The sequence below is a fragment of the Pseudomonas sp. C321 genome, from assembly GCF_055407105.1.
On record NZ_JBUZRB010000003.1, the window covers coordinates 60,637 to 82,973 of the forward strand.

Below are 22,337 nucleotides of genomic sequence, written 5' to 3' on the forward strand. Positions count from 1 at the left end.
CTACGTTTCGGTCCGCGATGTTTCCTCAAGCTCCTACGTTACAGAGTGAATTACTCTGCAGCGGCTTCTTCAGCTTCTGGAGCAACGCGTGGAGCGTGAACGTTTGCAATGGCTTTGTCATTGCCGTGAACCAGAGCAACAAACTCTACGCCTTTAGGGGCTTTGAGGTCGGACAGGTGAATGATGTCACCGATTTCAGCGTTCGACAGGTCGACTTCGATGAACTCAGGCAAATCTTTCGGCAGGCAGGTCACTTCGATCTCAGCGGTAACGTGCGAAATTTCGCCGCCTTTCTTGATCGGGGCAGCTTCGCCAACGAAGTGTACAGCCACGATAGCGGTCAGTTTCTGACCGGCTACAACGCGTACGAAGTCAGCGTGCAGCACGTGGCCTTTAGCTGGGTGACGTTGCAGTGCCTTGATGATGACGTTCTGCTTTTTGCCGCCGATGTTCAGCTCGATGATGTGGCTGTACGAGGCTTCGTTTTCCAGCAGTTTGGCAACTTCTTTAGCTTGCATGCTGATGGATTCAGGGGCTTTTTCGCCACCGTAAACTACAGCTGGAACCAGGCTCGCGAGACGACGCAGGCGGCGGCTCGCACCTTTCCCCAGGTCAGATCGCACTTCAGCATTCAGAGTAAAATCGTTCATGTTGTATCTCCAAAATAACCACATTCGCCCCAGCGTTTGCGACCAGCGCTAAAGGCGATATGGGCAAAAAAGCCCCGCCCCAACAATATGCTGGGGCGGGGCGCTTTTCGTCAGTGGGATGTCGCCAAGGGTTGACCCTTAACGGAACATCGCACTGATCGATTCTTCGTTGCTGATGCGGCGAACCGCCTCGGCAACTACCGGTGCGATATCCAGTTGACGGATACGCGAACAGGCTTGAGCAGCAGCGGACAACGGGATGGTGTTGGTCACCACCAGTTCGTCCAGCATTGAGTTCTCGATGTTCTCGATCGCCCGACCTGACAGCACAGGGTGTGTGCAGTAGGCAAAGACTTTGGCTGCACCGTGCTCTTTCAAGGCTTTCGCCGCGTGGCACAGAGTGCCGGCGGTGTCGACCATGTCATCGACCAGAATACAGGTGCGCCCTTCGACATCACCAATGATATGCATCACTTCAGAGTGATTGGCTTTCTCACGGCGTTTGTCGATGATCCCGAGATCCACGCCCAGGGACTTGGCAACAGCACGTGCACGCACGACGCCGCCAATGTCCGGGGACACGATCATCAGATTTTCAAAGCGCTGGTCTTCGATGTCATCCACCAAGACGGGGGAGCCGTAGATGTTATCTACTGGAATATCGAAGAACCCCTGGATTTGGTCAGCGTGCAGGTCAACCGTGAGAACACGGTCGATGCCTACCACGGTCAGCATGTCAGCAACGACTTTCGCGCTGATAGCCACACGTGCGGAACGCGGACGGCGATCCTGACGGGCATAACCAAAATAAGGGATTACAGCTGTGATTCGAGTCGCTGAGGAGCGGCGGAAGGCATCAGCCATCACGACGAGTTCCATCAGGTTATCGTTGGTCGGAGCGCAAGTCGGCTGAATAATGAAGACATCTTTACCGCGGACGTTTTCATTGATCTCGGCTGTAATTTCGCCGTCGGAGAATTTACCGACAGAGATGTCACCGAGAGGGATATGCAGCTGACGTACAACACGCCGAGCCAGATCGGGGTTGGCGTTCCCCGTAAAGACCATCATCTTGGACACGCGCAGTACCTGAAGGCTGAGGGTAACCTGGATGAGTATACGAAAATGGCAGGGGCGGCTGGATTCGAACCAACGCATGGCAGGATCAAAACCTGCTGCCTTACCGCTTGGCGACGCCCCTGTATTTGTTGCAACGAGTGCCCAGCACTCGGTTCCTTTTAGAGCAGACTTTGCAGCTTGCGATGCAACATCGAAACGTTGCTTCCTTTTGCTACAAACCCTGTAAGGGTCTCTGTAAGAAGGGCCGAGACTTTATCAGCTTCAGCTTTGTTTGGGAAGCCCCCAAACACACAACTTCCAGTTCCGGTTAATTTTGCTTCGGTAAATTTACCTAACAAATTCAAAGCGTTACGTACATCTGGGTAACGCCTTGCTACAACCGGTAAGCAGTCATTTCGACTGTTTCCCTTGGGAACGGGGCGCACTTTAATGGGAGTAGAGTTACGTGTCAACAGTGGATCTGAAAAAATTTCTGCTGTACTTACAGATACTTGCGGAACAAGCACGACATACCAAGGTTCTTCGGGGTCTACAGGGGTGAGTTTTTCCCCCACTCCCTCGGCAAAAGCGGCGTGTCCACGGACGAAAACCGGGACGTCTGCACCCAGTGTCAGGCCCAGCGCAGCCAGGCGATCCTCGTCCCAGCCCAGTTGCCACAGGTGGTTCAGGCCGAGCAGGGTGGTGGCAGCGTTGGAGCTGCCACCGCCGATTCCACCGCCCATGGGTAGGATCTTGTCGATCCAGATATCAATGCCCAGCGCGCATCCAGATTGTTCCTGAAGTTTTTTTGCTGCCTTCACGATCAGATTGCTGTCGTGGGGTACTCCCTCGAACTCGGTGTGCAGTTGAATCACGCCATCATCGCGTACAACGAAGGTCAGTTCATCGCCGTAGTCGAGAAATTGAAACAGCGTCTGCAGTTCGTGGTAACCGTCTTCACGGCGACCAAGAATGTGCAGCATCAAGTTGAGCTTGGCTGGAGCGGGTAGGGTCAGGCGCTTTGCCGTCATGTTATTGCCCCAGCTTGCGTGGTTGCCAGTCCTTGATCACCAGCGTGACGTCAAGGTCAGTACCATGCAGTTTGATGCGCTCGGGTAGCCAGTAACCGTTCTGTTCGACATAGCTCAAGTACTCGACCTGCCAGCCATCCTGTTCCAGGGTGGCCAGGCGGCTGTCGCCATTGAGGCTCAAGCGGCTCTTGCTGTCGGGTGCGGGCAGTCCGCGAACCCACCACACCAGATGCGACACTGGTAATTTCCAGCCCAGTTGTTCTTCCAGAAGACCTTCGGGGTTCGGCGCTTCATAGCGGCCCTGGTTGGCGACTTCGAGGCTCACTTGCCCCGGTCGGCCGGTCAGGCGTGCAGCGCCACGTCCCAGGGGGCCGGAAAGTCGGATGTCGTAGTAATCCTGGCGTTGCAGCCAGAACAGGGTGCCGCTGCCCGAGTCCTTCGGTGCGCGAATCCCGACCTTGCCGCTGATCTGCCAGCCGTCGAGGCTGTTCAGTTGATCCTTGTGTTGTCGCCACTGTGCCAGGTTGCCCTGGCCTTCGACGGACTCGCGTGCGCCGAAGCCCGCGCAACCGGCGAGCAGGGCGATAAAGCTGAAAACGATGGCGTGGCGCAAAAACATAATCTTAAAGGGTCTCGGATCCGGTCAGGCGCTTGATGGTGCTGCGCAGGATAGGGCTTTCGGGTTGTTCCTTGAGGAACTTCTTCCAGATTTGTCTGGCTTCGCGCTGTTTGCCGTTGGCCCAGAGCACTTCGCCCAGGTGAGCGGCGACTTCCTGGTCGGGGAATCGCTCAAGGGCTTGGCGCAGCAGGCGTTCGGCTTCGTCCAGGTTGCCCAGGCGGTAATTCACCCAGCCCAGGCTGTCGAGCACGGCCGGATCTTCCGGGTTGAGCTGGTGAGCCTGCTCGATCAGGACCTTGGCCTCGGCATAGCGCGTTGTACGGTCGGACAAGGTGTAACCCAGGGCGTTCAGTGCCATGGCGTTGTCCGGGTCACGCTTGATGATCAGACGCAGGTCTTTTTCCATCTGCGCCAGGTCATTGCGTTTTTCTGCCTGCATGGCGCGGGTGTACAGCAGGTTCAGGTCGTCGGGGTATTGCAGTAGTGCTTGCTGCAGTACTTTCCAGGCGCGATCGCCCTGATTGTTGGCCGACAAGGTCTCGGCCTGGATCAGGTAGAGCTGGATGGCGTAGTCCGGCTCTGCATCCCGTGCCGCCGTCAGACGTTTTTCCGCTTCATCGGTGCGACCGTTGTTCATCAGGATATCGGCCTGACGCAGTTGGGCTGACAGGTAGTCATTGCCGGGGCCGACCTGGGCGTACTCGATCAACGCGCCTTGCGGGTCGTTGCGCTCTTCAGCGATACGCCCCAGGTTCAGGTGCGCCGAGTCGACATGGCTTTCCCGGGCGATCAGGTCTTCCAGGTAGCCCTTGGCCTCATCCCAGGCCTTGGCCTCCAGACAGACCAGCGCCAGGGAGTAGCGTAGTTCGTCATCATCCGGGTATTGCTGGACGAGGCTGGCGAACTCTACCTTGGCATCCTCCATGCGGTCCTGCTCCACCAACATGCGGGCGTAAGTCAGGCGCAGGCGCTTGTCGTCCGGGTACTTCTTGATGCTTTTTTCCAGCAACGGCAAGGCTTCCTTGCCGCGATTGAGGTTTTGCAGCAGGCGCGCCCGCAGCAGCAGTGGGGCGACTTCACCGTCTTCCGGCGGGTTGCGCTCCAGCAGCGTCAAGGCGGCCTCGGCTTCGTCATCCTGTTGCAACAACAAGGCCTTGCCGAAAATCAGCTGGCCATTCTTCGGGTGCTTTTGCAGCAGCCGGTCGAAACTCTTCATCAGGCCGGTGCGAGTGTCCTGGTCGGTGTCGGCAGCCGACAGCGCGAGGAAGTCGAAGTGGGTGTCACCCTTGCCCTGCAACACTTTCTCCATATAGATCATGGAGTCGTCATAGCGCCCGGCGCGAGCCAGTTGGATCGCCGCTGCACGTTGGGCTTCAAGGTCGTCCGAGGCGTTTTTCGCCCAGATCAGCGCAGTATCCAACGCGGCCTGGTCGGCGCCCAGGTACTCGGCAATGCGAAACGCTCGCTCGGAAATACCAGGGTCCTGGGTATTGATGGCCTGGGTCACGTAGTTATCCAGGGCAATGTCGAAACGATTGCGCTGGCCGGCCAGTTCCGCACTCAGCAGACTGAATACCGTCTCTTCACTGAACGAGGAGTAAACCTTGGGCTTTTCAGGGGTGGGAGTGCTGTCTTCTACCGGTGGCGAACTGTCCGGCGATACGGGGGCCATGGCCTGGCAGCCGCTGAGGAAGACAAAAGCAAGGAGCAACGCGGAAGATCTATTCATATAGGAAGAGGACGACTAACCTGCGGTCGGATCATCATGACACAAGCCTTCGGCCAAACATAACCGTGTAGGCGCGAGCGTGCTCGCGAAGAACCTGAGGGCAACGCGTTTTATGGCGTAAGCTATTAGGGCAATAGACGGCAATGGTTGTTCTGAATCAGGCGAAGTAGGACAATTGTCGGCCTCTCGACATCATCAGCGATATTGAATGGCCTTCCTTGCTCTGGGTATTAACCACAAGACTGCTTCTGTAGACGTCCGCGAGCGCGTAGCGTTTACCCCGGAGCAGTTGGTTGAGGCCTTGCAGCAGCTCTGCCGGCTCACTGACAGCCGCGAAGCTGCGATCCTTTCTACCTGCAATCGCAGCGAACTCTATATAGAGCAGGAACATCTTTCGGTGGATGTGGTGCTGCGCTGGCTGGCTGATTACCACCATTTGAGCCTTGAAGAGCTGCGCGCAAGCGCTTATGTGCACGAAGAAGATGCGGCAGTTCGTCACATGATGCGGGTCGCCTCCGGGCTCGATTCGCTGGTATTGGGCGAACCGCAAATTCTCGGCCAGATGAAATCGGCCTACGCCGTGGCCCGTGAAGCCGGGACCATCGGCCCGCTGCTGGGGCGTTTGTTTCAGGCCACGTTCAACTCGGCCAAACAGGTGCGCACCGATACCGCCATCGGCGAAAACCCGGTCTCCGTGGCATTTGCCGCTGTCAGCCTGGCCAAGCAGATCTTCAGCGACTTGCAACGCAGCCAGGCGCTGCTGATCGGTGCCGGCGAAACCATCACCCTGGTCGCCCGCCACCTGCATGAGCTGGGGGTCAAGCGGATCGTCGTAGCCAACCGTACCCTGGAACGTGCCAGCATCCTCGCCGAGCAGTTTGGCGCCCACGCGGTGTTGCTCTCGGAAATCCCCGCCGAACTGGTGCGCAGCGACATCGTGATCAGCTCCACCGCCAGTCAGTTGCCGATCCTCGGTAAAGGCGCGGTAGAAAGCGCCTTGAAGCTGCGCAAGCACAAGCCGATCTTCATGGTGGATATCGCCGTTCCCCGGGATATCGAGCCTGAAGTCGGCGAGTTGGACGACGTTTACCTCTATAGCGTCGACGATCTCCACGAAGTGGTCGCTGAAAACCTCAAGAGCCGCCAGGGCGCAGCCCAGGCAGCCGAGGAAATGGTCAGCGCCGGCGCCGATGACTTCATGGTGCGCCTGCGTGAACTGGCCGCCGTCGATGTGCTCAAGGCTTACCGCCAGCAGGGCGAGCGCCTGCGGGATGAGGAATTGATCAAGGCCCAGCGTATGCTGGCCAACGGCAGCAGCGCCGAAGACGTGCTGATGCACCTGGCCCGTGGCCTCACCAACAAATTGCTGCACGCCCCAAGCGTACAGCTTAAAAAACTGACTGCCGAAGGCCGCCTCGATGCGCTGGCCATGGCCCAGGAACTCTTTGCCCTCAATGAGGGCACGTCGGCTTCGGATAAAAAACCGCAATGAAAGCGTCACTGCTCAATAAGCTGGACATGATCCAGGATCGTTTCGAGGAACTGACCGCCTTGCTCGGCGATGGCGAAGTCATCTCCGATCAAAACAAGTTCCGCACCTATTCCAAGGAATACGCGGAAGTTGAACCCATTGTGGCCATCTATACACAGCTGCTCAAGGTTCAGGCTGACCTCGAAGGCGCCCAGGCGTTGCTCAAGGACAGCGACCCGGACATGCGCGAAATGGCTGTTGAAGAAGTGCGCGAAGCCAAGGACAGGCTGATCGAACTGGAAGGCGACCTGCAACGCATGTTGCTGCCCAAGGACCCCAACGATGGGCGCAACGTATTCCTGGAAATCCGTGCCGGCACTGGCGGTGACGAAGCGGCGATCTTCTCCGGGGACCTGTTTCGCATGTATTCGCGCTATGCCGAACGCCGCGGCTGGCGTGTCGAGATCCTGTCCGAGAACATCGGTGAACATGGCGGCTATAAAGAGGTCATCGCCCGGATTGAAGGAGACAACGTCTACGGCAAGCTGAAATTCGAATCCGGCGCTCACCGCGTACAGCGGGTCCCGGCCACTGAATCCCAGGGACGCATCCACACATCGGCTTGCACCGTGGCGGTGTTGCCTGAGCCGGACGAGCAGGAAGCCATCGAGATTAACTCGGCGGACTTGCGGGTCGACACCTACCGTTCATCGGGTGCTGGCGGCCAGCACGTCAACAAGACCGACTCGGCAATCCGTATCACCCACTTGCCGTCGGGTATTGTGGTGGAGTGTCAGGAAGAACGTTCCCAGCACAAAAACCGAGCGCGTGCGATGTCCTGGCTGTCGGCCAAGCTCAATGACCAGCAGACCAGCGCCGCCGCCAATGCGATTGCCAGCGAGCGCAAATTGCTGGTGGGCTCCGGTGACCGTTCCGAGCGCATCCGGACCTACAACTTTGCCCAGGGCCGGGTCACCGATCACCGGGTCAACCTGACCCTGTACTCCTTGGATGAAATTCTTGCCGGTGGCGTGGACGCGGTGATCGAGCCGTTGCTGGCCGAATACCAGGCCGACCAACTGGCAGCGATAGGTGAATAAATGACCATTATTGCTAGTTTGTTACGCGCCGCCGAGTTGCCTGACTCGCCCACCGCGCGACTTGATGTGGAATTGCTACTGGCCGCTGCCCTGGGCAAGTCTCGCAGCTACCTGCACACCTGGCCGGAAAAGATCGTCAGCAGCGAAGCCGCGCTGACCTTCGCCAGCTACCTGCAACGCCGCCGTAGCGGCGAGCCCGTGGCCTATATCCTCGGCCAGCAAGGGTTCTGGAAGCTGGACCTGGAAGTGGCACCGCACACGCTGATCCCGCGTCCAGAAACCGAGATGTTGGTGGAAGCCGCCCTGGAATTACTGCCCGCCACGCCGGCCAATGTCCTGGACTTGGGCACCGGCAGTGGTGCGATTGCCCTGGCTCTGGCCAGCGAGCGCCCGGATTGGAAAGTCACTGCGGTCGACCGCGTGCTCGAAGCCGTGGCCCTCGCCGAGCGTAATCGCCAGCGCCTGCACCTGAACAACGCCACGGTGCTGAACAGCCATTGGTTCAGCGCCCTGAAAGATCACACCTACGACCTGATCATCAGTAACCCGCCGTATATCGCCGACACCGACCCGCACCTGGCAGCCGGTGATGTGCGTTTCGAGCCGGCCAGCGCCTTGGTGGCCGGCCACGATGGCCTGGACGACCTGCGCCTGATCATCGCTCAGGCACCCGCGCATCTGGATGCCGGCGGCTGGCTGCTGCTGGAGCATGGTTATGACCAGGCCCAGGCCGTTCGCGACCTGTTGCTGGCGCAAGGCTTCGAAGAGGTCCACAGTCGCATCGACCTCGGCGGCCACGAACGCATCAGCCTGGGACGCCGGCCGTGCTGACCGATCAGGAACTGTTGCGCTATAGCCGGCAGATTCTGTTGCAGCATGTCGACATCGACGGCCAGTTGCGCCTGAAAAACAGCCGTGCGCTGATTGTCGGCCTCGGCGGCCTGGGCGCACCGGTTGCCTTGTACCTCGCGGCAGCCGGCGTTGGTGAACTGCATTTGGCGGATTTCGACACCGTCGACCTGACCAACCTGCAACGCCAGATCATCCACGACACCGACAGTGTGGGCCTTACCAAAGTCGATTCGGCCATCCGCCGCCTGGGCGCGATCAATCCCGAGATCCAATTGGTCGCCCATCGCACCGCGCTGGACGCCGACTCCCTGGCCGCCGCCGTGGCTGCGGTAGACGTGGTGCTGGATTGCTCCGACAACTTCTCCACCCGCGAAGCGGTAAATGCCGCCTGCGTGGCTGCCGGTAAACCGCTGGTCAGCGGTGCGGCGATTCGTCTGGACGGTCAGCTTTCGGTGTTCGATCCCCGGCGCGCCGAAAGTCCGTGTTACCACTGTTTATACGGGCACGGCAGCGAAGCCGAACTGACTTGCAGCGAAGCCGGCGTGATCGGCCCGCTGGTGGGTTTGGTGGGCAGCCTGCAAGCCCTGGAAGCGCTGAAGCTGCTGGCCGGTTTCGGTGAGCCGCTGGTAGGGCGGCTGTTGTTGATCGATGCCTTGACCACGCGTTTTCGTGAGTTGCGGGTCAAGCGAGATCCGGGTTGCAGTGTCTGCGGTACCCGACATGGTTAAGGACGCGCCGATTGGTGTGTTCGACTCCGGTGTCGGCGGCCTGTCGGTGCTGGACGAAATCCAGCGCCTATTGCCCCATGAGTCGCTGTTGTACGTGGCCGATTGCGGGCACATACCCTATGGCGAGAAAACTCCGGAATTTATTCGCGAGCGCTCTCGGCTGATCGCCGGGTTTTTCCGCGAGCAGGGTGCCAAGGCCTTTGTGATCGCGTGCAACACCGCGACCGTGGCTGCTGTCGCTGACCTGCGGCGGGATTTTCCCGATTGGCCGCTGGTGGGCATGGAACCCGCCGTCAAACCGGCTGCGGCGGCTACCCGCAGTGGCGTGGTCGGCGTGCTGGCGACCACCGGCACGCTGCAGAGCGCCAAGTTCGCCGCGTTGCTGGACCGCTTTGCCACCGACGTGCGGGTGATTACCCAGCCGTGTCCGGGGCTGGTGGAGCTGATCGAAACCGGCGACCTGAGCAGCCCTGCCTTGCGCCTGCTGTTGCAAGGTTATGTCGAACCGCTGGTCGAGGCCGGTTGCGACACCATTATTCTGGGCTGCACTCACTATCCCTTTCTCAAGCCACTGCTGGCGCAACTGCTACCGCCCACGATCATCCTGATCGACACCGGGGCGGCGGTTGCACGTCAGTTGCAGCGGCTTTTGGGTGAGCGCGGATTGTTGGCCGAGGGCAATCCCCGGACGGCGCAATTCTGGACGAGTGGCGATCCGCAACACCTGAGAAAAATCCTACCAACACTATGGAAGTCTTCAGGTGTTGTACGAAGCCTTGTCTTGTGAAAAGTTCGTGAGGTCACGTTCTTTTTGCACTGACTTCTATAGGAAGTCAGCCTGTACAAAATCATACGAACTTCGTTCGGAAGGAATGCTTCTTATGAAGCACTTGTTCTGTTTGGCTGCGATTGCGGCCAAACACAGATAGGCTTCCACATCTGATCGAAGATCAGCGATACATCGTCGCAATCCCCTGGCGCTCGTCGATGCACTCCGGCGCACCCATCTCGAACTCCCGGCAGATCAGCGGGCGCTTCTCGTAGATGCTGCACATCATTGTGTTGCGATCCAGCGCCGCGCACCAGCCATCGTCCAGGCGCAGCATGACTTCGCCGCCCCAATCGTCAGTGTCGATAAAACGTTCAGGCACACCGGTATCGGTGATCAGCATGACTTCCAACTGGCAGCAGCACGCGGCGCAGGTGGAGCAGGTGACGGCGGGTTCGGCAATTTGAGTGTGGGGAATGGTGGTCATAGGCGCGCAGTGTAAGGCAACAGCGCTGCATCGGTGTGAAAGCTCTGACGGACGTTACTGTGCTATCCGGTGTAGCCCTCTAAAAACCAGCGCCCAGAGCAACCCCAACCCAACAAGCGTTGGCCCGGTACCGTAAGGGAAAATCACGCCAGCCAATTGGCTGCCGGCGTAGTAGGACAGCGGCCCGCCCAGCGCCCCTAGCAGGCTGGCGCGCCACCAGGGGCGTGCTGTCCAGGCCAGACAATGACGCAGAGTGGTGGCTAACAGCGCCCACAGCATGATCAGCCAGAAAGGAATCAATGGGCCAGGTTCGCTGAACTGAAACACGCCCAAACTGCGTAATAGCGTGTCGAGCACCGTGCCAGCCAGAGTGACGTCGAGAATAAGTCCTCCTTCTTTGGCATATGAACTTATCCACAGCAGATGGATAGCCAATACCGCCAACCCCACCAGCAACCACAGACTGTCACCGCCAATGACGCAGGCAAACCAGCCGCACTGAAACAGCACGGCATTCGCCAGCTTTTTAAGCATTAAAGCGGCCGAGTAAGGGTTGGGTTACCGCCGAGGGCTTGGCCAGCAGCAATTGTGCCGTGCCGATGGTGCGCTCCATGAAACCGCCTTCGCAGTAGCACAGGTAAAACTCCCACAGGCGCAGAAAGTATTCGTCGTAGCCCAGTTCCATCAGGCGGCCATGGGCGCGGCGAAAGCTCTCATGCCACAGGCGCAGGGTTCGCGCGTAGTGCAGGCCGAAGTCTTCCATGTGCAGCAGGTTCATGTCGGTGTCGCGGCTGACGATGTCCAGCATTTTTTGCACACTGGGCAGGGCGCCGCCGGGGAAGATGTAACGCTGGATAAAGTCCACGCTGCTCTTGGCCTGTTCGTAGCGTTGCTCGCGGATGGTGATGGCTTGCAGCAGCATCAGGCCGTCGCTCTTGAGTAACTGCGCGCACTGCTTGAAGTAAGTCGCCAGGAAACGATGGCCCACGGCTTCGATCATCTCGATCGACACCAGTTTGTCGTATTGCCCGGTGAGGTCGCGATAATCCTGCAACAGCAGCGTCACCTGATTGTGCAAACCCAGTGCTTCAATGCGCTTTTCGGTGTAGGAAAACTGCTCCTTGGACAAGGTCGTAGTGGTGACCTTGCAGCCATAGTGCTGCGCGGCGTACAGCGCCATGCTGCCCCAGCCAGTGCCGATTTCCAGCAGGTGATCCGAAGGCTTGAGCGCCAGTTTCTGGCAGATACGTTCCAGCTTGTTCAGTTGTGCCTGTTCCAGGGTGTCGTCGTCAGTAAGGAACTGTGCGGCCGAATACATCATGGTTGGGTCGAGAAACTCTTCGAATAAATCATTGCCCAGGTCGTAATGTGCGGCGATGTTCTTCTGTGAGCCCTTGCGGGTATTGCGGTTGAGCCAGTGCAGGCCTTGGGTGAAGGGCCGCGCCAGTTTCGCCAGGCCGCCTTCAAGAGCATCGAGTACATCGAGGTTGCTGACCATCACGCGCACTACGGCGGTCAGGTCCGGGCTGCTCCAGTAACCATGAATAAACGCCTCGCCGGCACCGATGGAACCGTTGGCCGCCACCAGGCCCCATACGGCCGGGTCAAGGATCTGGACTTCCCCCAGCAGGTGCGCTTCTCGAGCACCGAAGACTTGTCGCTCGCCGTCTTCGATCACCACCAACTGGCCGTGACGAAGGTTACCGAATTGGCGCAGCACAGCCTTGCGCAACAAGGCGCCGGTCATGCCGTTAACGTTTAAACGACTGGATTTGACCGATAAGCTAGGGGATTTCATGGCGGCGATCCTTGGTATACCCAACTGCAGTTCGTGAGGCGCCATCGGCGGCCTTGTGGGGGAAAATCGGCGTGCGTTTAAACAGCAAGCGCAGGGCTTGCCAGTAAATTGCCAGGCAGGTCTTGGCGGTCATCCAGGGGAAGCGCCACAGGTAACGGTGCAGGCTGGATCGATCGAGGGCCTCGCGTTGCAGGCTCAAGGTGGCGTCGAACACTTTAACCTCGCCTTGCCAGTCGGCCATGTGCACGCCGAGTCTTGTGGTGGGCGGGCTGAAGCTCATGCGGTATTCCAGGTCCCTTGGCAGGAACGGCGAGACATGAAACGCCTTGGCTACGGCAAAGTGTTGATGCTCATCGGCCGCTAGTGCCTGAGCTGGCAGCACGTAGTGGTAGCGCTCGCGCCAAGGCGTGTTGGTGACTTCGCAGAGGATCGCCGCTAGCCGCCCATCGGCTTCGAAACAGTAGAAAAAACTCACCGGATTAAACGCCAGGCCCCAACTGCGAGCCTGGGTTAGCAGGCAGATACCACCTTGGGGCACATACCCCAGCGCCTTGCCGATTTCTTGCTGCACCGCGGCGGTCAAGCTCATGCCGTGGCGGGTGAATTCACGCAGATAGTCTTGCTGGCGAAAGGCAAAGGGCGCAAAGCGGCCGGTGCCGGCCAGGGGCGAGAGCTGCAACACGTGATCCTGTTCGCTGAGGTCCAGGTACAGCAGGCCGATCCGGTAGCGAAAGGCATGGGCCTTGGGCGTAAACCGGCGGTGGGCAATCCAGCCGCTGTACAGGGCGCTGTTCACAGGGTTTCCCCAAAGGCCTGGGCCACGCGCAGGGCGCTGACTACGCCGTCTTCATGAAAACCATTGGCCCAATAGGCGCCGCAATAATAGGTGTGCCGGGTGCCATGCAACTCTTCCCAGCGGGCTTGCGCGGCTACGGCGGCCAGGCTGTATTGCGGATGGGCGTAGGTGTATCGGGCAAGGATTTTCAGGGGGTTGATCATCGCCGTCTGGTTGAGGCTGACGCAGAAGGTGGTCGAACTCTCGATGCCTTGCAGGATGTTCATGTCGTAAGTGACAGCCGCCTGCTTGTGGGCGTTACCGTCCAGCCGGTAGTTCCAACTGGCCCAGGCCAATTTACGATCCGGCAGCAAACGAATGTCGGTGTGCAGGACCACGTCATTATCGGCGTAGGGCATCGCGCCGAGGATCTGCTGCTCGGCCAGGCTAGGGTCACCCAGCAGGAGCAGGGCCTGGTCGCTGTGGCAGGCGAAGACCACTTTGTCGAACTGTTCGCTGCCAGCGACGCTGTGGAGGATCACGCCTTCAGCGGTACGCTCCACGCGGCTCACTGGGCAATTGAGGCGAATCTGTTCGCGAAAGGACACGCTCAGCGGCTCGATATAGCAGTTGGAACCGCCCTCGATCACGCACCATTGCGGCCGGTTGTTGACCGACAGCAGGCCGTGGTTCTTGAAGAACCGCACGAAAAATTGCAGCGGAAAACCGAGCATGTCCGCCAGCGACATCGACCAGATCGCCGCGCCCATGGGCACGATGTAATGGCGGATAAAGCGCGGGCCGTAGTTGCCGGCCTGCAAGTACTCGCCCAGGGTCATCTCGGCGCTGATGCGCTGCTCTTGCAGATCCAGCGGTGCCTGGCGATTGAAGCGCAGGATATCGCGCAACATGCCCCAGAAACCGGGGGAGAGAATGTTGCGGCGCTGGGCGAACAGGCTGTTGAGGCTGTTGCCGTTGTACTCAAAGCCTTCGTTCTGGTCGCATACCGAAAAGCTCATCTCGGTGGGCTTGAACGACACGCCAATCTGCCCGAGCAAGCGAATGAAGTTGGGGTAGGTCCAGTCGTTGAACACGATAAAGCCGGTGTCCACTGCGTACTGTTCATCTTCTACGGTCACGTTCACCGTGTGGGTATGACCGCCGATACGCTCGCCCGCTTCGAACAGCGCAATGTCGTGGCGACGACTGAGCAGGTAGGCACTGGTCAGCCCAGAAATGCCACTGCCGATAATGGCGATCTTCACAGGTTGTCCTTATGAGGCGGCGGGCTGCGCAACATGCGCTTGCCGATGATCAGTTGCGCGCGGTTTGGCAGTTTCGACAGCGGCCACAAGGCGGCGATAAACAGCGCGGGGAAGGCGATCTCCAGTGGGCGATTGTTCAGCTTGGCGAAAATATGCCGGGCGGCCTTGTCTACCGGCCAGTTCAAGGGCATCGGGAAGTCGTTGCGGGCAGTCATAGGTGTGTCGACAAAGCCTGGGCTGATCACGGTGACATCAATGCCTTCAGGCGATAGGTCGATACGCAGGGATTCAAACAGGTAGCGCAGGCCGGCCTTGGACGCGCCGTAGGCCTCGGCCCGTGGCATCGGCAAATAGGTCACGGCGCTGGCGACGCCCACCAGATGCGGTGTATGACCGGCGCGCAACAGCGGCAAGGCCGCCTCGATGCAGTAACTGCTGGCCAGCAGGTTGGTGCGAACCACGTGCTCGATGATCGAGGAGTCAAACTGCTTGGCGTCGACGTATTCGCAGGTGCCCGCATTGAGGATCACCGTGTCCAGGGAACCCCAGACCACGGCGATATGCTCACCGATCTCGCGCACTGTTTGGCTGTTGGTCAAGTCGCCCGCCACCACTAGCACTTGCCCCGGATATTTCTGATCAAGCTGCTCCAGTGGCGCTTTGGAGCGCGAGCTGATCGCCACATGGGCGCCGCTGTTGAGCAGCTCTTCGGCCAGGGCGGCACCGATGCCACTGCTGGCGCCGGTCAACCAATAACGACGAGGCGGTGTAGGGCTCATCCCATTCTCCTTTTCAGCCAACTGACAACCCGACCGATTAGCGGCAAGTGTTCATAAAGCAGCGCGCCCGCATCGAAGTAATCTCGGTGCCGGTAAACCTTGTCGCGCCACAGCAGGTGCGAGCAGCCCTCCACCCGAATCAGTTGGCCCTTGGCCAGGCGCGGGTGGCAAAAACTCATTTTCCAGCGCAGATAACCTTCGCCCTCGGCCACTTGGTCGAAGCCGTGGAAATCAAAACGCAGCTGACTGACGTTGTCGTACAGCCCGGCGAAATAGGCATGCAGTGCTGTCAGCCCCTGGACCTCGTGCAGCGGGTCGGTGAACGTGATGTCCTTGCTGTACAAGCTGTCGAGCAGGTGCAGGTTGTGTTTGTCCAGGGTCGCAAAGGCATGGGCAAACCGGCGCAGAAAATCACTCATACTCACCCCCAGCCGACTGGCGCGAGGGCAGGCTGCGAAAGGCCGCCAGGGCGCGTTCCCGGGACTTCTTCAAGTCGACAATCGGCCGCGGGTAGTCGGCCACGCCAAACAGGCCGCCGACGGCATCGGGGTTATGCACTTCTTTTTTGTTCAGAGTGGCCAACTGCGGCAGCCAGTGCTTGATAAAACGTCCTTCACCGTCGAATTTTTCCGACTGGCTCAGCGGGCTGAAAATTCGGAAATAAGGCGCCGAGTCGGTGCCGGTGGATGAACTCCACTGCCAGCCACCGTTGTTGGCCGCCAGGTCGCCATCAATCAAGTGGCGCATGAAGAAACGCTCGCCTTCGCGCCAGTCGATCAACAGGTTCTTGGTGAGGAACATCGCCACCACCATGCGCAGGCGGTTGTGCATCCAGCCTGTTTCCAGCAACTGGCGCATGGCTGCGTCGATGATCGGCAGGCCAGTGCGCGCTTGCTGCCAGGCGGCCAGGTCTTCAGGGGCGTGGCGCCAGGCCACAGCTTCGGTTTGGGGGCGAAAGGCGCGGTGGCGGGAGACCCGAGGATAGCCTACCAGGATGTGTTTATAGAACTCGCGCCACAGCAGCTCGTTGATCCAGGTGATGGCGCCCATATCGCCGCTTTCAAATTCACCCCGGTTGCTTTGCAGCGCAGCGTGCAGGCACTGGCGCGGCGAGACCACGCCGGCGGCCAGGTAGGCGGACAACTGGCTAGTTCCGGGCTTGGCCGGGAAGTCTCGTTCGTGCTTGTAGTCGCTGATCTGCCCGTCGGTGAATTGCTCCAGGCGACGCCGCGCCTCGTCTTCACCCGCTGGCCACAGGGCACGCAGGCCTTCGCTGGGCGTGGCGAAACCGCTGACGTGCTCAGGGACCGGATCGCTTTTCAGGTCCAATACAGTTTGCGTCCTGGGCGTTGCCACCAATCGGGGCAGGGCGCTGTGCAGGCGGTTGTAACAGACTTTGCGAAACTGGCTGAACACCTGGAAGTAAGTACCGGTCTTGGTCAGCACGCTGCCGGGTTGGAACAGCAACTGGTCCAAGTAGCGGTGGAAGGTGACGCCCTGGCCCTCCAGCGTCTGGGCGACGGCTGCGTCGCGACGGCTTTCATGGATGCCATATTCTTCGTTGACGTGGACCGACTCGATCGATAGCTCCTGGCACAATTGCGCGAGCACCTGCGGCGCCTGATCCCACGTTGCGGCATGACGGATCAGCAGCGGGATGTTCAATTCAGCCAGGGCTTGGCTCAAGGCCTGCAGGTTGCGCAGCCAGAAATCCACCTTGCACGGTGCATCGTCATGGGCAAGCCATTGATCGGGGGTGATCAGGTAGACAGCTGCCGTTGAGCCTCGCTGGCTTGCGGCAGTGAGGGCGGTGTTGTCATGCAGGCGCAGGTCGGTGCGCAGCCAGGTCAAGTGCATTTAGAGAAGTCCACGCTGGATCAATGCCTGATGGGCCGACAACGGGTCTTCGGCCAGGAATAATTCAGGGATGTCATGGGTTAATACGGACAACTCGGCTTGATGGATGCATACCGTTGGTCCGGCCATTAGTGTTGGGCAACTGACGCCGCTCAGGAGTTTCGCCAAGGCCACCAAATTGATGGCCTTGCTCGAATAAAGCAGCACTGCACGGGGCTGCAAATGCTCGACGGCCAGGGTCAGCTCGCCGGCGGGCAGTGGCCAGTCGAAGACCTCCACAGGGCAGTCGGCGCTGCTGGCCAGCCAGGCGGTCAACCACAAGTGGGGTTCCAGAGGCAGATCCGAGTGATTGATCAGCAATAACGGCGGCCCATTGAGCTGACGGTTGTTGTGGTACATCCGGGCGCCGAACTTGCTGCGCAGCCAGGAATGGAAAAACACCCGCTCCATTTGCGCACCGAACTGCCCTTGCCAGCGTTGTTCAAGTTCCTTGAGCAGCGGCAGCAACAGTTGCTCGCACAGGGTGCGCGGCGGGTACAGCGCCATGGCCTGGTTGAAGGCATCGTCCACCCGGCGCTCGGCCAGTTGACTGATGGCTATTAGCAGATGTTGGCGCAGGCTATGCCATTCGTTTTCTACGCTGTCGTCGACGGTTTGTGCGGTGTTGATCAGTTGTTTGACCTGGCTGACCGGTACGCCACGATTAAGCCATGTGAGGATGGTGTGGATGCGTTGCACGTGATCGGCGGAGAACAGTCGATGCCCCTTGGGCGTGCGTTGCGGCACGATCAGGCCGTAACGCCGTTCCCAGGCGCGCAGGGTTACGGCGTTGACACCGGTCTGGCGCGCCACTTCGCGAATCGGCAGCCAGCCTTGTTCCAGGGCCTGGGCAAAGTTTTCGCCGGGTTCGATATCGTCTTGTACAAGCACATTCATGGGTTAAATCGCATTACGCAGGCTGAGGTTTTCCGGGTGCGGTTGCAGGTAAGCCTGCTGTTCTATGTAGCGGTCCGGATGTTGGCGAAAGTGGTGTTTGAGCAAGGTCATCGGCACCACCAGCGGCACGATGCCGTTGCGGTATTGGTCGATGATGGTCTGCACTTCCTGTTTGTCTTCGGCGCTGATGGCTTGCTTGAGGTAACCGCTGATGTGTTGCAGCACGTTGGTGTGGGTGCCGCGGGTGGCGCATTTTTTCAGTGCCGTCATCAGTTTGCTGAAATAGCCCACACCCAGTTGGTTGAGGTCGACGTCCTTGCTCATGTTGCCCAGCAGGTGGCCGAGGCTTTTGTAGTGGGCCGGGCTGTGGGCCATCAGCAGGTATTTGTAGCGCGAGTGGAATGCCAGCAGGCGGTGGCGGGTCAGGCCCTCGGCCAGCAGCTGTTGCCAGGTGGCGTAGACGAAGACGCGGGTCAGGAAGTTTTCCCGCAGTACCGGGTCATTGAGCCGACCGTCTTCTTCCACCGGCAGGTTGGGGTGGCGGGCACAGAACGCCTGGGCGTAGATGCCGCGTCCACCGCCATCGATGGGCATGCCGTTATCCTGATATACCTTGACTCGTTCCAGGCCACAGGAGGGTGATTTCTGCATGAAGATGTAGCCGCAGAGGTCGGTGTGTTCGGCGGCCATCTGCTGGCCGTAGTCGTCCAGCGGCTGGGTCACGTTCAGTTCGCGGTGAACGGTGCCGACAGCTTGAGGGTGCTGGGGATCGCCCACCAGGCGGATCGGTTCTCGGGGAATGCCCAGGCCGATGGCGACTTCGGGGCACAAGGGCACGAAGTCAAAATAATCCGTCAGGGTCTGGCTGCACAGTTGCGATTGCTTGTGTCCACCGTTGAAGCGCACGTTCTCACCCAGCAGGCAGGCACTGATGGCGATTTTGGGTTTGCTAGTAGTGGACGGGGTGCTGGACATGCCAAAACCTCTGCAAGATTCTTGTACGGGATATTATTTGCGTACAACTAAATCTCATCATAGGGTTGATGCTGTACAAGTCAATTTATTTGTATAGGTATTTGCCGTCGGGTTATTTCCAACCCATTTTCCAGTCTTCGGCATTTTGGAGGGTCTGCCAGGCCAGGCGTTCGCCACGGTTGGTGAGGACAGCTTGCAATTCGATTTCCAGCACCGTGCCTTCTTCGTCGCGAAACAATTCGCTGACCAAGAAGTGTTTTTCTTTGTTGCGGGGGCGGGCCGCTGTCCACTTCGACAGCAGCAATTTGGTGGGATTGATGCGGTTCACTGCAGGTGCTCGATCAGCCGCTTTGCCGCTTCCTGGCCGCTGAGCCAGGCACCTTCGACCCGGCCCGACAGGCACCAGTCGCCGCACACGTACAGCCCCAGATCGGCGTCGGCCAGCACGCCCCATTCGTGGCTGCTGGCCGGCCGGGCATAGAGCCAGCGGTGGGCCAGGCTGAAGGAGGGGGCAGGCATGGTGCAGTGCAGTAGTTCGGCGAATGCGCCGTGCAGCAGTTCGATCACCGCGTCCTTGGGCAGGTCCAGGTGCTGCTTGCTCCAGGTGCTGGTGGCGTGCAATACCCAGGTGTCGAGGGTGTTATCGCGCCCCGGTTTGCTGCGGTTGCGGGCCAGCCAGTCCAGCGGGCTGTCCTGCACGAAGCAGCCTTCCATGGGTGTATCCAAGGGTGTGTCGAACGCCAGGGCGATGGCCCAGGTAGGGTCCATTTTTACCCCGGCGGCGGCACTGGCCAATTTTGGTACGGCGGCCAGCAGCGCAGTGGCCTGGGGCGCCGGGGTGGCGATGATCACATGGCTGAAGGGACCGTGGTTGCCGCCATTGGCGTCCAGCAGGTTCCAGTGCTGTTTGCCTTGGAACACTTCGGTGATGCGGCAGCCGAACTCCACAGGCAAGTCGTCAAGCAGGGCGCGGGTGATGGCACTCATACGGGGCGTGCCCACCCAGCGGGTCTGTTCATCAGGGGAGGGGCTGAGCTGGCCGGACTGGAAGTTGTACAGCTGCGGCTTCCATTGGGCGACCCAACCATTGGCTTGCCAGCGCTGCACTTCGTTGACGAAGCGCCGGTCGCGGGCGGTGAAATACTGGGCGCCCAGGTCCAGGGCGCCAGCATCACTGCGCTTGCTGGACATGCGTCCGCCGCTGCCACGGCTTTTATCGAAGAGTTGTACAACGTGCCCGGCATCTTTTAACGCTCGGGCGGCCGAAAGTCCGGCGATGCCGGTACCAATGATCGCGATGGGAACAGTCATGGAGGGCCTCATTTTACCGTTGGGTACAGGCTACATCGCCATCAATAGCTGTACAATTTTATTTTTTAGTATAGGTTTTGGCGTACCTGAACGTTTGGCGTGACCTATGGTTAAACCTGCGGGTTAAACCAACGTGCGCCGGATTAAAAAGATCCCTGCTTATAAAATAGACCAGTGATGGCCGGCGAACGTTACACGAGGAAGATCTCATGCATATTTTGCTGACCGGTGGTACGGGTCTGATCGGTCGCCAGCTCTGCCAACATTGGCTGGCACAGGGGCATCGCTTGAGCGTCTGGAGTCGTCGCCCCGAGCAGGTGGCCAAGCTCTGTGGTGATCCGGTGCGCGGCATAGCCCGTCTGCAAGACCTGGCGGAGCCGGTGGATGCGGTGATCAACCTGGCCGGAGCGCCTATTGCCGACCGGCCCTGGACCCATAAACGCAAGGCCCTGTTGTGGAGCAGTCGGATCAGCCTGACCGAAACCCTGCTGGCTTGGCTAGACGGCCTTGAGCACAAACCTGCGGTGTTGATCTCCGGTTCTGCGGTCGGTTGGTACGGCGACGGCGGTGAGCGCGAGCTGACTGAAGACAGCGGCCCGGTGCAGGACGATTTCCCCAGCCAACTGTGTATCGCCTGGGAAGAAACCGCCCAGCGTGCCGAAGCCCTCGGCATACGCGTGGTATTGGTGCGTACAGGCTTGGTGCTGGCGGCGCAGGGCGGCTTTTTGTCGCGCCTGTTGCTACCGTTTAAACTGGCGCTGGGCGGGCCCATCGGTAATGGTCGGCAATGGATGCCGTGGATCCATATCAAGGATCAAATCGCCTTGATTGATTTTCTTCTGCACAAGAGCAACGCCAGGGGTCCTTATAATGCCTGTGCACCTCATCCGGTGCGCAACCGCGAGTTTGCCAAAACCCTGGGCAAGGTGCTGCACCGTCCGGCGTTCATGCCCATGCCGGCCTTCGCCCTGCGGGTGGGGTTGGGTGAGTTGTCCGGCTTGTTGCTGGGCGGTCAGAAGGCGGTCCCGGAACGGCTGTTGGCCGCCGGTTTCACATTTCAGTTCACTGAGTTGCACGCGGCCCTGGATGACTTGTCCAGCCGCCTCTAGAGATAGGATGTTGCATGACGGATCACGCGTTGTTACTGGTCAACCTGGGTTCACCGGCGTCCACTTCGGTGGCCGATGTGCGCAGCTACCTCAATCAGTTTTTGATGGACCCTTATGTAATCGACCTGCCGTGGCCGGTACGGCGTTTGCTGGTGTCGTTGATCCTGATCAAGCGTCCCGAGCAGTCGGCCCATGCCTACGCCTCGATCTGGTGGGAGGAGGGTTCGCCGCTGGTAGTCCTTAGTCGCCGTCTGCAACAGCAGATGACTGCCCAGTGGACCCAGGGCCCGGTGGAACTGGCGATGCGCTACGGCGAACCGTCGATTGAAAGCGTGCTGACCCGCCTGGCCGCCCAGGGCATCCAGAAAGTCACCCTGGCGCCGTTGTATCCGCAATTTGCCGACAGCACCGTGACCACGGTGATTGAAGAAGCCCAGCGGGTAGTGCGCGAGAAGAAGCTCAAGGTGCAGTTCTCGATCCTGCAGCCGTTCTACGATCAGCCGGAGTACCTTGATGCCCTGGTGTCCAGTGCCAGGCCGCATTTGCAGCAAAACTTTGATCACCTGTTGTTCAGCTTCCACGGCCTGCCGGAGCGGCACCTGAAAAAGCTCAATCCTGGTCATGAATTCGATGGCGCCTCTGACTGCTGCGCAAATGCCTCGCCAGAAGTCCGGGCCACTTGCTATCGCGGGCAATGCTTCAGCGTCGCTCAGGCTTTTGCCGAGCGCATGGGCTTGCCGGATGGCAAGTGGTCGGTGGCATTCCAGTCGCGCCTGGGTCGGGCGAAGTGGATCGAACCCTATACCGAGGCCCGGTTGGAAGCGCTGGCCAAGCAAGGGGTTAAGAAGTTGTTGGTGATGTGCCCGGCGTTTGTCGCGGACTGCATCGAGACCCTGGAAGAAATCGGTGATCGCGGGTTGGAGCAGTTCCGTGAGGCGGGGGGCGAGGAGTTGGTGCTGGTGCCGTGCCTTAATGATAATGAACAGTGGGCGGCGGCGCTCAATACGTTGTGTGAAAGAGCGCCGCTGCAATTGTAG

24 protein-coding genes and 1 tRNA gene are annotated in these 22,337 nt (G+C 59.5%); 7 read left to right on the forward strand and 18 right to left on the reverse strand.

The window, feature by feature from the left end; genetic code table 11:
* Positions 1-50: 50 nt before the first annotated feature.
* From ACZRJ6_RS09765 to ACZRJ6_RS09790, 6 genes are all read right to left on the reverse strand, one after another.
* On the reverse strand, positions 51-650 hold the full coding sequence (locus ACZRJ6_RS09765) for a 50S ribosomal protein L25/general stress protein Ctc (RefSeq protein WP_133101948.1): 600 nt from the start codon (positions 648-650) through the stop codon (positions 51-53).
* A gap of 138 nt (positions 651-788) precedes the next feature.
* On the reverse strand, positions 789-1,730 hold the full coding sequence (locus tag ACZRJ6_RS09770) for a ribose-phosphate pyrophosphokinase (RefSeq protein WP_003208392.1): 942 nt from the start codon (positions 1,728-1,730) through the stop codon (positions 789-791).
* A 46-nt stretch (positions 1,731-1,776) separates the two neighbouring features.
* Positions 1,777-1,851 (reverse strand) — tRNA-Gln (locus ACZRJ6_RS09775).
* A gap of 37 nt (positions 1,852-1,888) precedes the next feature.
* Positions 1,889-2,740, reverse strand: coding sequence for a 4-(cytidine 5'-diphospho)-2-C-methyl-D-erythritol kinase (gene ispE / locus ACZRJ6_RS09780; RefSeq protein ID WP_463967988.1), 852 nt, complete (start codon positions 2,738-2,740; stop codon positions 1,889-1,891).
* Position 2,741: 1 nt separating this feature from the next.
* Positions 2,742-3,359, reverse strand: coding sequence for a lipoprotein insertase outer membrane protein LolB (gene lolB, locus ACZRJ6_RS09785; RefSeq protein WP_463967989.1), 618 nt, complete (start codon positions 3,357-3,359; stop codon positions 2,742-2,744).
* A 4-nt stretch (positions 3,360-3,363) separates the two neighbouring features.
* Positions 3,364-5,088 carry a tetratricopeptide repeat protein gene (locus ACZRJ6_RS09790; RefSeq protein WP_463967990.1) on the reverse strand — a complete coding sequence of 575 codons (1,725 nt, stop codon included), beginning with the start codon at positions 5,086-5,088 and terminating at the stop codon, positions 3,364-3,366.
* Positions 5,089-5,296: 208 nt separating this feature from the next.
* Here ACZRJ6_RS09790 and hemA point away from each other — a divergent pair, with 208 nt between their 5' ends.
* Genes hemA through murI form a run of 5 tightly spaced genes read left to right on the forward strand, consistent with a single transcriptional unit; the run spans position 5,297 to position 10,026 of the window.
* Positions 5,297-6,580 carry a glutamyl-tRNA reductase gene (gene hemA, locus ACZRJ6_RS09795; RefSeq protein WP_463967991.1) on the forward strand — a complete coding sequence of 428 codons (1,284 nt, stop codon included), beginning with the start codon at positions 5,297-5,299 and terminating at the stop codon, positions 6,578-6,580.
* Positions 6,577-7,659: a peptide chain release factor 1 gene (prfA, locus tag ACZRJ6_RS09800; RefSeq protein WP_133101953.1), complete on the forward strand. Its 1,083-nt coding sequence runs from the start codon at positions 6,577-6,579 to the stop codon at positions 7,657-7,659. The genes hemA and prfA overlap by 4 nt, the downstream gene beginning before the upstream one ends.
* Positions 7,660-8,490 (forward strand): peptide chain release factor N(5)-glutamine methyltransferase, encoded by an 831-nt coding sequence (gene prmC, locus ACZRJ6_RS09805; protein ID WP_463967992.1) that lies wholly within the window; start codon positions 7,660-7,662, stop codon positions 8,488-8,490.
* Entirely contained in the window at positions 8,484-9,239 is a 756-nt protein-coding gene (locus tag ACZRJ6_RS09810; RefSeq protein ID WP_463967993.1) for a molybdopterin-synthase adenylyltransferase MoeB, read from the forward strand. The genes prmC and ACZRJ6_RS09810 overlap by 7 nt, the downstream gene beginning before the upstream one ends.
* Positions 9,232-10,026 (forward strand): glutamate racemase, encoded by a 795-nt coding sequence (gene murI / locus ACZRJ6_RS09815; protein WP_463967994.1) that lies wholly within the window; start codon positions 9,232-9,234, stop codon positions 10,024-10,026. Before ACZRJ6_RS09810 ends, murI begins: the two co-directional genes overlap by 8 nt.
* 163 nt (positions 10,027-10,189) lie before the next feature.
* Here murI and ACZRJ6_RS09820 read toward each other — a convergent pair whose 3' ends face one another.
* From ACZRJ6_RS09820 to ACZRJ6_RS09875, 12 genes are all read right to left on the reverse strand, one after another.
* Positions 10,190-10,495, reverse strand: a complete 306-nt coding sequence (locus ACZRJ6_RS09820; protein WP_149411743.1) for a YkgJ family cysteine cluster protein — start codon at positions 10,493-10,495, stop codon at positions 10,190-10,192.
* Positions 10,496-10,549: 54 nt separating this feature from the next.
* A complete protein-coding gene (locus ACZRJ6_RS09825) occupies positions 10,550-11,029 on the reverse strand; it encodes a DUF2878 domain-containing protein (RefSeq protein ID WP_463967995.1) in 480 nt (159 codons plus the stop codon).
* Positions 11,022-12,293 (reverse strand): class I SAM-dependent methyltransferase, encoded by a 1,272-nt coding sequence (locus ACZRJ6_RS09830; RefSeq protein ID WP_463967996.1) that lies wholly within the window; start codon positions 12,291-12,293, stop codon positions 11,022-11,024. The genes ACZRJ6_RS09825 and ACZRJ6_RS09830 overlap by 8 nt, the downstream gene beginning before the upstream one ends.
* Positions 12,280-13,089 carry a DUF1365 domain-containing protein gene (locus tag ACZRJ6_RS09835; RefSeq protein ID WP_463967997.1) on the reverse strand — a complete coding sequence of 270 codons (810 nt, stop codon included), beginning with the start codon at positions 13,087-13,089 and terminating at the stop codon, positions 12,280-12,282. Before ACZRJ6_RS09835 ends, ACZRJ6_RS09830 begins: the two co-directional genes overlap by 14 nt.
* Entirely contained in the window at positions 13,086-14,333 is a 1,248-nt protein-coding gene (locus ACZRJ6_RS09840; protein WP_463967998.1) for an NAD(P)/FAD-dependent oxidoreductase, read from the reverse strand. Before ACZRJ6_RS09840 ends, ACZRJ6_RS09835 begins: the two co-directional genes overlap by 4 nt.
* The gene (locus ACZRJ6_RS09845) at positions 14,330-15,112 is read right to left on the reverse strand and encodes an SDR family NAD(P)-dependent oxidoreductase (RefSeq protein ID WP_463967999.1); all 783 of its coding nucleotides are present in this window, start codon (positions 15,110-15,112) and stop codon (positions 14,330-14,332) included. The genes ACZRJ6_RS09840 and ACZRJ6_RS09845 overlap by 4 nt, the downstream gene beginning before the upstream one ends.
* Complete coding sequence (locus tag ACZRJ6_RS09850) at positions 15,109-15,531, reverse strand: nuclear transport factor 2 family protein (RefSeq protein WP_463968000.1); 423 nt, start codon at positions 15,529-15,531, stop codon at positions 15,109-15,111. Before ACZRJ6_RS09850 ends, ACZRJ6_RS09845 begins: the two co-directional genes overlap by 4 nt.
* Entirely contained in the window at positions 15,524-16,969 is a 1,446-nt protein-coding gene (gene phrB / locus ACZRJ6_RS09855) for a deoxyribodipyrimidine photo-lyase (RefSeq protein WP_463968001.1), read from the reverse strand. The genes ACZRJ6_RS09850 and phrB overlap by 8 nt, the downstream gene beginning before the upstream one ends.
* Complete coding sequence (locus ACZRJ6_RS09860; protein WP_463968002.1) at positions 16,970-17,905, reverse strand: MerR family transcriptional regulator; 936 nt, start codon at positions 17,903-17,905, stop codon at positions 16,970-16,972.
* Positions 17,906-17,908: 3 nt separating this feature from the next.
* Entirely contained in the window at positions 17,909-18,880 is a 972-nt protein-coding gene (locus ACZRJ6_RS09865) for a YbgA family protein (RefSeq protein WP_463968003.1), read from the reverse strand.
* 112 nt (positions 18,881-18,992) lie between these two features.
* Positions 18,993-19,208, reverse strand: coding sequence for a TIGR02450 family Trp-rich protein (locus ACZRJ6_RS09870; protein ID WP_463968004.1), 216 nt, complete (start codon positions 19,206-19,208; stop codon positions 18,993-18,995).
* Positions 19,205-20,191, reverse strand: a complete 987-nt coding sequence (locus ACZRJ6_RS09875) for an FAD-dependent oxidoreductase (protein ID WP_133101968.1) — start codon at positions 20,189-20,191, stop codon at positions 19,205-19,207. Before ACZRJ6_RS09875 ends, ACZRJ6_RS09870 begins: the two co-directional genes overlap by 4 nt.
* A 209-nt stretch (positions 20,192-20,400) precedes the next feature.
* Between ACZRJ6_RS09875 and ACZRJ6_RS09880 the strand changes: the two genes are divergently transcribed.
* A complete protein-coding gene (locus tag ACZRJ6_RS09880; RefSeq protein ID WP_463968005.1) occupies positions 20,401-21,300 on the forward strand; it encodes a TIGR01777 family oxidoreductase in 900 nt (299 codons plus the stop codon).
* A gap of 14 nt (positions 21,301-21,314) precedes the next feature.
* Positions 21,315-22,337, forward strand: coding sequence for a ferrochelatase (hemH, locus tag ACZRJ6_RS09885; protein ID WP_463968006.1), 1,023 nt, complete (start codon positions 21,315-21,317; stop codon positions 22,335-22,337).